This is a genomic window from uncultured Clostridium sp. (genome assembly GCF_937920395.1).
Classification (GTDB): Bacteria; Bacillota; Clostridia; order Clostridiales; family Clostridiaceae; genus Clostridium_AD.
Genome location: NZ_CALEVF010000368.1, coordinates 1 through 11821, shown reverse-complemented (window position 1 = coordinate 11821; position 11821 = coordinate 1). Strand labels below are relative to the sequence as shown.

Sequence of the window (11821 nt, the reverse complement as noted above, 5' to 3'; positions counted from 1 at the left end):
TTCTTCCTTTCTTTAGATCGTTAATAATCTACTTATATTATAAAGCATATGTTTACTTTTTTCATTAATAATATTTAAAACTTGTACTTTATAAAAATAAGCTACCTTTTGTAAGGCAGCTTATTAATATCTATATCAATAATTCATAAATAAAACAACAGATTTATTTATAAATTTCTTTATATCTTGTCCAGCTTTTAAAGAAGATTAACCCCATTTGTTACACTCATGTTTCTTACACTTATTACACTCGTGTTTCTTACATTTTTTGCATTCATGTTCCTTACATTTTTTGCATTCATGTTCCTTACATTTTTTGCATTCGTGTTCCTTACATTTTTTGCATTCGTGTTCCTCATGCTTATTACACTCATGTTCCTTATATTTATTACATTCATGTTCCTCATGCTTTTCACATTCATATTTATCCCACTTATCACATTCTGGTTTCTTACGCTTTTCACATTTACTACATTCGTATTTTTCCCCTTTGTTATATTCATGTCTACCCTGCTTTTTACATTCATCATCTTTGATAATATGAGCCTTCCAATAACTATACATCTCTTTACCTCCTGGCAGTCTCATTATTCAAACTGCTACTATAAGTTATTCAGCTAAAGTCAAACTGTGACATAAAATAATATAGGAATATCCTTAAGTTAAATATCCACTTAAAATGCTACTTCAAAACCATATAATCTAAGTATATAATATTATATGTCGGAATATAGTGTAAAATAATATGCCTAAATAAAAGGTATTTACTCGCACAATATAGAATAGTTATATTAATATGTTATTTTTAGGGGAATGAAGAAGTACATTCTGTAATTGGGCATCTGGAATGTATGGAGTTTATGATGCAACCTACCCAATCTGTGTAAACAGGTTGTTTTTTTTTACTTTCTTATTTTAAATGTTATAAAACCCATGAATACATATAATTTAGTATATAAAGTATCGAATGTACTTTTGATTAAAAAATTTAATTGTTAATCTACAATGTAAAATATTAACTAACGTATTAAACTAACTAATTAGGAGGTATTTCACTATGGAAGAGACCTTTAAACTTTCATATCAGCAGGAACTCGAGAACTCTATTAATATATTAAGAGATGTTTTAAATGAAATGTGTTATGCAATTTATGACATTGATGATATTGAAATAAATTCAAAACGATTAAATGTAAGCCAACAATTAGATATACTCATAGTTAAATATATGATTCTATTACAATAATTAAAATAGATCATACAAAAAAAGATACACAATATAATTTATGTATCTTTCTAATTTGTATATTCTATTAAATTTTTAAGATTTTAATTCTGGGTAATTTACATTTAAAGAAGTTGCATTAAGAAGAGTATCAAGATATTCTTGTACATCTTTCTTTGCTCCTATTAAATCCATATCTGAATAATTACCACACTGATCAGGTTGTGCTCCAGGTATCTCTCCCTCAAATGCTATTATAAATTTCATCATATCTTTTACTACCTCAATACCCTTTGTCTTATCTATATTCCTCATAATCATATAGAAACCTGTTCTACACCCCATTGGTCCAAAGTAGATAACATCTTTAGCTATATCTTTATTTCTTAGATATGTAGCCCCTATATGTTCAATAGTATGACAAGCACCTGTTGACATAACTTGTTCTCTATTAGGTTCTTTCATTCTAAGATCATAAGTAATGATATCTCCATCTATCCTTGATTCATAAAAACCTCTTAATAACTTAATATGATTAACTTGAAAACTTGATATTATTTCCATTATTATCTCCTCCTAATCTTTATTACGCAACTCAAAATAATCCATTTCTCTGCAATATGCTATACACCATTATAACATATTGCATATTGAATATTTAATATTTACCTCAAATAATTTTAATAAAAAAGTTATTTACTCAATTCCAATTATAGGCTAAAAAACGCTATTATTTTGTGGTTAACTTCTTTTCATGACACAAAAACGACATTATAAGATATTTAGGTTGTATTTTAGTTTTTTATGATACAATATGTAAATAAGCATTATTAAAGTTAAAATATAAAATGATGGGTGATAAATTGTGATGAAACTTGAAAAAGTAACAAAAAAAAGAAGAAAGTTTAGTTTAATAATAATAATAATGATAATAGCAGTTCTAGTTATTCTGTCATATTTAATATTTAATATTAATAATACTGGTGAAATAAATAGTGCCTCTCCTGCTAATGCAGAAACGGACTTAAAAAAGACTGTAGTAATACCCCCAAAAGTGCATTTAAAACCTTCAAATATAGATTTTTATAACCACATTTATAGACCAGATGGGCATAAGATAGCCTACCTTACTTTTGATGATGGACCTTCTTTTAACAATACTCCTATTATTTTAAAAACTTTAGATAAATATAATGTAAAGGCAACTTTTTTTATAGTGGGTAGTATGGCAAAAGATTATCCCGATTTGGTAAGGCAGGAATTTGCTGATGGACAATCTATTGGTAACCATTCATATTCACACGATTATAATTATATTTACTCTAACACTAACACTTTTATAAACGATATTAACAAATGTAATACCATATTAAAATCAATACTTGGTAGCAATTACAAAACTAAATTAGTAAGATTTCCAGGTGGGTCCTTTGGTAAAAAATTAAGACCTTTTAGAGATTCAATTAATAATGAAGGGTATAATTATGTTGATTGGAATGATTTAACTGGTGATGCAGAGGGACTCAATATTCCAAAATGTAAATTACTAAATAACCTTAAAAAACATACTAAAGGAAAAGAACATGTAGTTATTTTAATGCATGATGTTTCTACGAAGTCAACAACTGTCCAAGCTTTACCACAAGTTATTGAATATTTAAGATCTCAAAATTATTCATTTAAACTGCTTCATTAAAGACCACATAAAAAAAGCAGCATAAATCATAGGTTAATGTCCTATTCACAAAAAGTTTACAACTAACAATTAATTAGTTCGGAATTAGATTTAATTTCGAACTATAATTTTTTGTTAATTGGAATATATTACAAATAGCTTAAATAAGCTTTAATCCATGAGTACAAGTAATTAGCGAGATATTACAATTATTAAACCTAGTTACATAAAAACAAAAGTATATTTATTATCAAAAGTTATTCTTAGCTCTTTTTAATATGTTAACAATTATTGAATGATTATCCATATGATTGGCTATAATAGCTCATGATAACGATTCCAAGCTCCTCTTAATCCCCCTCGCTACGAGGATCGGAGTAAACATATTATTTTATTTTTGTACATAAACTTCATTTAGATCTTTAAATATCCTAAATTGACATTTTTTATAGGTTGTATTATTATAGCTGAGTAGCCGAATCTTCTAAAAGAAGTACCGGGGGTTTATATTTGGGGTGAAACTTTGATTCATAAAGTAGGGTACCTCTACCCTAACCCGTCAACTAACCTGGGAGGCATTAGGAGGGAAAAATGATTAATTTTAAAAGTCATAAATCAGTTTTTTTAACATCAGCATTAGCAATTGGTATTTCAATAATTTCATCACAAAATATATTTGCAGCTACCTTAACTAAGAATTATACCGTGAAAAGAGGAGATACCTTATCGCAAATAGCGCTAAAGTATAAAGAATCATTAACTACTCTAAGGAAAGCTAATAACAAATGGAATAATTCTATTTTTCCTGGGCAAGTTCTCAAGGTTTCAGTAACAACTAGCTCAACTGTTAAAAAAAGTTTATCTAGTCCAAAAAAGGTTGTATCGTCTTCAAAAAAATACACAGCAAGTGATTTAAATTTGCTAGCTAGATTAATAACTGCAGAAGCAGGAGGAGAGTCATATAAAGCTCAGGTTGCTGTAGGAGCAGTAGTTATGAATAGAGTTAAGAGCAGCAGGTTCCCAAATTCAATTAGCGGTGTAATTAATCAAAAGTATAGGGGTAGTTATCAATTTACTTGTGTACAAAATCGCAATATTAGAAGATCTGCACCAGCAAGCGACGTTAAAGCTGCACTTGCAGCAATTAATGGAACTAATCCAGTAAAGAATGCATTATTTTTTAATAATGGTGTTAGAAAATCAGGTTCCATAAAAATAGGTAATATGATATTTATGTAACCCTAAAAATAAGAACCTTTTTTATATTAAATATAAAAAAGGTTCTTATTTTTTTACTTACCCTATAATTCTCATTTCAAATTCTTTATTACAGCTAGGACATTTAACTGTATGCTTTCCCCTCACTCGTTTCAAACGAAGCATCCTCTTGCAATGTGGACATTTGCGAAAACGATGTGTTTTAATTTCTTTTATTCTGCGAATCTCAAAATTTCCTTTCGCTTTAATAGGTTTAAAAATTTTCATAAACTTATCATTTTCCATTTTTCTTTTGTAAATATTTCGAGATAATGCTCTGAAAATAATCAAAATCAAAATAACCGACATCAAAACGCCAATAATAGCAGAACTAATAAAAGCATTGACAATTATTAAAACAAAATATAGAACAATCAAAGCCATATACAATTGATCTGTACCATATCTTCCATACATAAATTGTGCTAACTTATTTTTAAAATTTCCCATCTCACTCACTCCTTTTTAATACTTTTGTAATCAGCACCCACAGAATATTTTTGCAAAACAAATAGCTAAACATATCTTATTAAAACTAATTGTTGGCATGCCGAAGTCCTGGCTCTGCCTTTGATATGCACGGCCACCATTTTGTATTTGACTTAACAATCTTTGATATTCAAGATTACTTGGTTCCATTTGCACTGCTGTTTTTGCATTATTTAATGTTGTAATTTTATTTCCTAAACCAGAATTTACAATTGCACTGTAATAGTACCACTTTGCATCCCTAGTTGTAATATCATTAAGCACATTGAGTGCTTCATTAAAATATCCAGCATCTAAATAGCTATTAACCGAATCAAATTCGGAATATTCATGTCTTCGATTTTGACCACCATTGAAAGAACCAAACCCTTCAAAAGGGTTGAAATCTTTAAATGGGTTCTCTCCTCCATAAGAACTGTTACCATTACCATATGAACTTTGATCACTAGAAGCTCCTCCAGAACTATTAGGAGAAGCTTTCCCTCTTTTTATCTGTTCATAAGCAGCGTTAATCTCACTCATTTTTCTTGTAGCATTAGCATCTCCTTGATTCAAGTCTGGATGGTATTTTTTCGCTAGTTTGCGATAAGCTTTAGTAATTTCTTCCTTCGAATCAGTTGAAGAAACACCAAGCACTTCGTAAGGATCAGATATCATTATTTGTGCACCCCTTTTGTCTTGTTTTTTTCTGCTTCATACTTTGTCCAAACACCTGAATATAGAATATTTTCAATCAATCCCTTATCTTGACTAATTGGCAACTTTTTATAATTTTCGATGCAGTCAGACATAAGCAGATTTAGAATGTCATAAAAGTTTTCAGATGATGACATAATCATCGGATTATATCGCTCATTTTTTATATCAGACTTTAAATCCATACAACCATCCATTATATAAATAAACTTACCTAGCGATGTTCCAAATGCTCGTAATTCTTTAGCATATTCATCTTCTCTTAAAACAAAAATTTCGCCCATCAGTTCCCCAAAACAATTTGCAGGAACGTCTGGGTTAGTCTCTCCTGATTTTTCTACTTCATAAAGCTCACAAAGACATTTGCTAATTACCTTGCATTGATTTGGATATTGCCCTTCAATTCGCTTATATTGACGTTCAAACAGTTTTGCAGCGCTGAGTGATAATATATTCTTATCATCTGTCCAATCGTCAAGAAACTTGTAATAGGCAAGTACAATATTCATGTCAGCGCCATACTCTACTATTTCATTCATGCAATATTTATGTGGCTTCAAAGGATGAATGATGCAAGACTCAGTTTGCATTACAATATCTTTCTTATAAAGTGCAGAAAGAAATAAGACAAGAAAAGTCATGTCATAAGTAAGTGTGAAACGGCTTATTATTCCGTGACGTGTTCCTAGAGTCTTACATAATCCACAATAAAAGGCTCTATATCGATTTTTTTCTTCAAGTGTTACCTTATCCACATTTACCACTACATAACCAAACATACTATTCAACCGCCTTATTTATATACTTCACCTACAACTATTATTTTTCATTATCCTCATTGTTTTTATTATCTTTATTGTCTTCATTATTACTTGTGGTATTTGAAATATCATCATGTGGAAGTTTCTGTTCCATTTCCTCTACCACTTTGGATAAATCATTACAGGCTTCAACCATTTGTGTTTTATCTTTGCTCTTTAATACTTTTTTAGTATTTTTAACAGATTCTTTAAGTACTGAACTGTCATTTTTATCGAGCTTTTTCATAAGTGTCGATGCCTTATAAATTACCTGTTCCACTTGATCTTTTATTGTGGCTTCTTCTTTATTTTTTGTATCCTCAACCGAGAACTTCTTTGCATCAAGAATAGCTTGATCAATTTCGGACTGACTAAGGTTTGAGGTAGCAGTAATATTAATATTTTGTTCTTTTCCAGTTCCCAAATCTTTTGCAGATACATTTACAATACCATTTGCATCTATACTAAATGATACCTCAATTTGTGGAACACCTCTTGGTGCACGACGAATACCTTTTAATTTAAATTTACCTAATGTTTTGTTGCTCTTTGCCATTTCACGTTCACCCTGTAAAACATGAATTTCAACAGATGTTTGAAAATTACCACTTGTAGTGAAAATTTGACTCTTTTTTATTGGAAGCGTTGTGTTACGATCAATAATTCTTGAAAAAACTCCACCCATAGTTTCAATACCTAGGGAAAGTGGTGTTACGTCTAAAAGTAACAATCCTTTTACAACACCTACAAGCACTCCTGCTTGAAAAGCAGCACCCATTGCAACACATTCATCTGGATTAATACCTTTAAATGGATCTTTGCCTATGAACTTTTTAACGCTCTCTTGCACTGCTGGTATACGGCTGGATCCTCCCACAAGTAAAACCTTACTGATTTCTGATATATTGAGACCAGAATCATTCATTGCCTGATGCATCGGATCCATTGTTGCCTCTACTAGTTGCATTGTAAGCTCATCAAATTTTGCCCTTGTAAGTGTAATATTCATATGTACTGGGCTTGACTTAATCGATGTAATAAAGGGAAGATTCACCTCAGTTGATGTCATACCGCTAAGTTCAACTTTTGCTATCTCTGCAGCTTCCTTTACTCGTTGCATAGCCGTAGGATCTTTTTTAAGATTAAAATGGTTTTCCTTTTTAAATTCGCTTGCAAGATAATCAACCACGCAGCTATCAAAATCATCGCCGCCTAACCGATTATTTCCTGCAGTCGCAAGTACTTCAATAACTCCATTATTGATATCAAGTATAGACACATCAAATGTGCCTCCTCCAAAATCGTACACCATGACCTTTTGAGGTGTTTCTTTATCTACACCATAAGCAACTGCAGCCGCTGTAGGCTCGTTAATAATTCGTTGTACATTTAATCCAGCAATTTTACCCGCATCTTTAGTTGCTTGCCTTTGTGCATCTGTGAAATATGCAGGTACGGTAATTACAGCATCACTTACAGTTTCGCCAAGATAACTTTCTGCATCTGTTTTAAGTTTTTGAAGTATCATTGCAGAAAGTTCTTGTGGTGAATATTTTTTTCCATCAATATTAGCCCTATAGTCGCTACCCATTTCACGCTTGATGGAACTTATTGTACGCTCATGATTAGTAACTATCTGATGTTTTGCAGGGTCACCTATTAGCCTCTCACCAGTTTTAGAAAATGCAACTATAGATGGAGTTGTGCGACCACCCTCTGCATTAGGAATTATGACAGCCTCCCCACCTTCCATTACCGCAACGCAAGAATTTGTTGTACCTAAATCAATACCTATTACTTTAGACATAATGTTCTCTCCTTTATATTAAAAATATTTTCTTTCAATAACGTATGGTTTCGATAAATCTTTATATTCATTAATCACTTTTTAATGTGATAAAATAATCTTCCTTTGCTGCAATTATGTAAGGAATAAGACCTGCCATAAAGTGATTTCCCATGCTGATGATAACAATAACCAGTATGGAAGCGACATGCAGTTTGAAAATGCTTAAGACACAAATGATGCAGAACCCTATTATATCAGAAATAAGACCTACAATAAGTGTTTGTGCATTAAAAACAAGGAAAAATGTCCTGCTGTATATTCTTTTACAATATTTTTAAGAATCAGCATCCAATAGACTTCTTTCTTCTATATTATACTCTTTATTATATATTACTAATATTAACATAATATTAACTGCGACTAAAATATAAAAATTTCCTAATAGTATAAGTTTATGGGAGCAATTAATATCATTTCAAATGATTTTACATAAGTAAACGTATTATGCGCCTATTTTGGAAGTTGCTTGTCCCCTATATATCATAGTATAATTTTGCCATAGATTGAAATTATGAGTTGTTTTAGGAGATGAAAAAAATTATGGGATCAGATATAATAATAGGATTTATAGGTATTGTGTTAATAACACTTGCACTAATAGAATTCACTAAAGAAATGACATTACTAAAGATGGAATGTGAAGGAATAGAGATAGAAAATAAGGTAACTAACATGCACTTTGGCAACGTATTATTTAATAAATAATACATACAAAGAGTGATGGAATTATTTATTCCATCACTTTAAACCTTTAGAAAACATCTAAATATTAGATGTTTTTTTATTTTTTTGTTTACTTAAGTACAATTGGTTGACTAGTAATCTGCTTAGCCTGAAATTCACTAATAACACCGTTTTTAACCATATTTCCAATTACAATATGTTGCCTTTCTATTGCAAGTGTTCTGTTTTTATATGGATCATAAACACTTGGAGCATTCGGAAGACCGGCAAGCATGGTCAGTTCTCCTGCGTTTAACTCAGATGGAGCTTTTCCAAAGTAAGTCTGCGATGCTTGATACAATCCGTAAGCCCCATGCCCAAAGTAAATGATGTTGGTATAAAAAGCAAATGTTTCTTCCTTATTCATCGTATCATACAGACCAATTGCATAGACACTCTCATGTAATTTCCACATTAGGGATTTTGATGTATCCCGTGAAATAGTGTTATGAATTAACTGTTGCGTAATTGTAGACCCGCCTTGAATCGCTTGTCCACTTTTAACATTCACAAACACTGCCCGTGTGATTCCTCTGACATCCAACCCTTTGTTTGTAAAAAAGCTTCGATCTTCTGTTGATACAATGGCCTTTCTATACATCTGCGGTATATCGTTGTACAATAATAATTGACTATTATGTGCTTTCACCTCAGTGAGCACATCACTACGTACCTTATCTGTAATTCTGTTAACATGACTAAAATAATACTTTAAGCCAAACCAGCTAATACTAAAAACTATAAATATAAATATGATAAATTTTAACATACCTTTTTTTAATCTCTGCATAAAGTCCTCCTATCACACAAAGAATGACTTACTCTTAGTAAAATACCAATAATAACTCCTATGAAACTCTCTCATTAGATGATGCTTCTTTTTCTAGGTACTTTATGTATAACTCCGTTGTATCCCTATTAGATTCTAATATAATAATTTTTTCATCTCTAGTTAAAAGCTTTGAACTTAATATTTTGTTTCTATTTTGATATTCTTTAAGCTCCTTATTTGAGTTGCATTTCATTAATTCATATTGTAATTTCATTTCTTTTAGTTCATATTCTAAATCATGTATTTTATTGTCTTTATCGTTATCAACAAACATTACAACTCCTCCTTAAATTATCTTTAATAAAATATAGCATTAAACTATGTAAAAGTCATGTGTTTTTTAATAACATTATATGAATAGAAAAATCATACTACATTATTATCATCAATTTATTGAATAAATGTAATTATATTATATCAATAACATTTTTTTATATTGAAACGATATCAGAAATCGAATACAATTAACATAATAGGAATAAGTGGTTTATTGGAGGTATACATTGTGATTGAAAATACAATACTTGAACTAATTGAAACTGAAAATAAAAAGATACCCTTAACTGATAAGGATATTGCAAAAAAAGTAAACACTACTAGAGCATATATAACTCAATTAAGGAAAGAAAAAAATATACCTAATTCTAACCAAAGGCGAGATGAACTTTTACGTAATGATATAAAAAAAATTATTACTGACGAAAAACTATTATCACCTGAAAAACCAATATCAGATAATATGTTAAGTAAAAAACTTTTGGACATTGGATATGATATCTCCAGGTACTCCGTCACTCAAATAAGACGACAAATTGATTTATTGGTTTCGAGCAATAATGTAGATAACGATAAAAATGTTGTTGAAGATGTTATTGTAGACGTTGTAGAAAATGTAACCAACAATAAAGTAGCTACTGGAAAAGATTTATATAAAAAAGCTAAAACTAATAATTTAAGAGAGATTATAGGATATCATGGATCACTCCGGAATCAAGTAAGGCAAGCAGAAGCCGCAATTTTATATCCACCACATGGACTCCATACACTAATACTTGGGCCGTCTGGAGTAGGAAAAAGTTTTTTTGCAGAAGCTATGTATAAGTTTGCAATTAATTCCTCTAATTTTAATAAGAATGCTCCTTTTATAGTATTTAATTGTGCAGATTATGCAGAGAATCCCCAATTACTTCTATCTCAATTATTTGGATATGTAAAAGGTGCGTTCACTGGTGCAAATACTGATAAAATCGGCATAGTAGAAAAAGCTAATGGCGGTATATTATTTTTAGATGAAGTGCATAGGTTACCTAATGAAGGTCAAGAAATATTATTTCATTTGCTAGATAAGGGGAAATATAGAAGACTAGGCGAAACAGAAAATAGTAGAACGGCAAATGTTATGATAACTGCAGCAACTACAGAGGATCCAGAATCCTCTTTATTATTAACTTTTAGAAGAAGGATTCCAATGATAATTGCTCTCCCCTCAATTAATGATAGGCCAATTACTGAAAGATACATATTAATTGAAAATTTCTTTTCTCAAGAGGCTCAAAGAGTTGGAAAAGAACTTACTATTAAATTTTATGTTATTAGATCATTGCTATTATATGATTGCCCAGGTAATATAGGCCAGTTAAGAAGTGATATTCAAGTAGCCTGCGCGAGAGGTTTCCTTAATTCACTGAGCAATGACTTAGCCGTTGTTATTGAAATAACAGATTTACCAGATCATGTACCTCTGGGAATACTCAGCGTTGCAAGCAGGAATTCAATAACAGATGATATATGTAATGATGATTTAGTTGTTAATCCCGGAAATGTAAGTTCCCAAAAATTAAGAGATGATAGATATATATTGCCTGATGAAATATATAGTAATATACAAGAAAAATATTATCACCTTGAAAAACAAGGACTTAATAAAAAGGAAATAAATAAAATTATATGGAATAAAATGAAATTTGATTTAAATAGATTTGCTAAAAATATAGAGTCAAATACCTTTTTCTCTAAAGAAGAGCTAAAGAATATAGTTGATGAAAAAGTATTAAGGGTTGTTGAAAATGTAACTAACATAGCTAAAAGTTATATAGAAAATTTAAAAGAAAACTTTTATTATTGTATAGCAGTTCATCTAAATTCTACTTATGACCGTTTAAAAGCAGGAAAAACAATTATAAACTCTCAATTGGAATATATTAAAAATGAATATCATAATGAATACAGAGTTGCTAAAATACTTGCTAAAGAAATAAATAATAGTTTAGATATA

Annotated in this window: 13 protein-coding genes and 2 riboswitches; of the genes, 5 read left to right on the top strand and 8 right to left on the bottom strand. The window is 30.3% G+C overall.

Annotated elements, in window-relative coordinates:
* Nucleotides 1-207: 207 nt before the first annotated feature.
* On the bottom strand, nt 208-564 hold the full coding sequence (locus tag Q0649_RS21515; protein ID WP_298846737.1) for a hypothetical protein: 357 nt from the start codon (nt 562-564) through the stop codon (nt 208-210).
* 236 nt (nt 565-800) lie between these two features.
* Nucleotides 801-884: riboswitch (cyclic di-GMP riboswitch) on the top strand.
* Nucleotides 885-1057: 173 nt separating this feature from the next.
* Here Q0649_RS21515 and Q0649_RS21510 point away from each other — a divergent pair.
* Entirely contained in the window at nt 1058-1246 is a 189-nt protein-coding gene (locus tag Q0649_RS21510) for a Spo0E family sporulation regulatory protein-aspartic acid phosphatase (RefSeq protein WP_298846734.1), read from the top strand.
* Between the two features lie 75 nt (nt 1247-1321).
* On the opposite strand, the gene Q0649_RS21505 is transcribed toward Q0649_RS21510, so the two are convergent.
* A complete protein-coding gene (locus tag Q0649_RS21505; RefSeq protein WP_298846732.1) occupies nt 1322-1789 on the bottom strand; it encodes an S-ribosylhomocysteine lyase in 468 nt (155 codons plus the stop codon).
* A 304-nt stretch (nt 1790-2093) separates the two neighbouring features.
* On the opposite strand from Q0649_RS21505, the gene Q0649_RS21500 reads away from it, so the two are divergent.
* Both Q0649_RS21500 and Q0649_RS21495 read left to right on the top strand, forming a co-directional pair.
* Complete coding sequence (locus tag Q0649_RS21500; RefSeq protein WP_298846729.1) at nt 2094-2921, top strand: polysaccharide deacetylase family protein; 828 nt, start codon at nt 2094-2096, stop codon at nt 2919-2921.
* A 442-nt stretch (nt 2922-3363) separates the two neighbouring features.
* Nucleotides 3364-3492: riboswitch (cyclic di-AMP (ydaO/yuaA leader) on the top strand.
* A complete protein-coding gene (locus Q0649_RS21495) occupies nt 3492-4139 on the top strand; it encodes a cell wall hydrolase (RefSeq protein WP_298846726.1) in 648 nt (215 codons plus the stop codon). Its footprint overlaps the riboswitch before it by 1 nt.
* A 57-nt stretch (nt 4140-4196) precedes the next feature.
* Here Q0649_RS21495 and Q0649_RS21490 read toward each other — a convergent pair whose 3' ends face one another.
* The 4 genes from Q0649_RS21490 to dnaK are packed head-to-tail and all read right to left on the bottom strand — an operon-like array spanning nt 4197 to nt 7949.
* The gene (locus tag Q0649_RS21490; protein ID WP_298846724.1) at nt 4197-4607 is read right to left on the bottom strand and encodes a hypothetical protein; all 411 of its coding nucleotides are present in this window, start codon (nt 4605-4607) and stop codon (nt 4197-4199) included.
* Nucleotides 4608-4637: 30 nt separating this feature from the next.
* Nucleotides 4638-5303, bottom strand: coding sequence for a DnaJ domain-containing protein (locus Q0649_RS21485; protein ID WP_298846721.1), 666 nt, complete (start codon nt 5301-5303; stop codon nt 4638-4640).
* The gene (locus Q0649_RS21480; RefSeq protein ID WP_298846719.1) at nt 5303-6121 is read right to left on the bottom strand and encodes a DUF5685 family protein; all 819 of its coding nucleotides are present in this window, start codon (nt 6119-6121) and stop codon (nt 5303-5305) included. The genes Q0649_RS21485 and Q0649_RS21480 overlap by 1 nt, the downstream gene beginning before the upstream one ends.
* 40 nt (nt 6122-6161) lie before the next feature.
* Nucleotides 6162-7949: a molecular chaperone DnaK gene (gene dnaK, locus Q0649_RS21475; protein ID WP_298846716.1), complete on the bottom strand. Its 1788-nt coding sequence runs from the start codon at nt 7947-7949 to the stop codon at nt 6162-6164.
* A gap of 582 nt (nt 7950-8531) precedes the next feature.
* Here dnaK and Q0649_RS21470 point away from each other — a divergent pair.
* Nucleotides 8532-8696 (top strand): hypothetical protein, encoded by a 165-nt coding sequence (locus Q0649_RS21470; protein ID WP_298846715.1) that lies wholly within the window; start codon nt 8532-8534, stop codon nt 8694-8696.
* Nucleotides 8697-8784: 88 nt separating this feature from the next.
* Here the strand turns inward: Q0649_RS21470 and Q0649_RS21465 are convergent, their stop codons facing one another.
* Nucleotides 8785-9375 carry a biosynthetic peptidoglycan transglycosylase gene (locus tag Q0649_RS21465; RefSeq protein WP_298846713.1) on the bottom strand — a complete coding sequence of 197 codons (591 nt, stop codon included), beginning with the start codon at nt 9373-9375 and terminating at the stop codon, nt 8785-8787.
* Nucleotides 9376-9562: 187 nt separating this feature from the next.
* Nucleotides 9563-9820, bottom strand: coding sequence for a hypothetical protein (locus Q0649_RS21460; protein ID WP_298846711.1), 258 nt, complete (start codon nt 9818-9820; stop codon nt 9563-9565).
* Between the two features lie 231 nt (nt 9821-10051).
* Between Q0649_RS21460 and Q0649_RS21455 the strand changes: the two genes are divergently transcribed.
* Nucleotides 10052-11821, top strand: a 1770-nt coding sequence (locus tag Q0649_RS21455; RefSeq protein ID WP_298846709.1) for a sigma 54-interacting transcriptional regulator, incomplete at its 3' end; no start/stop codon positions are given.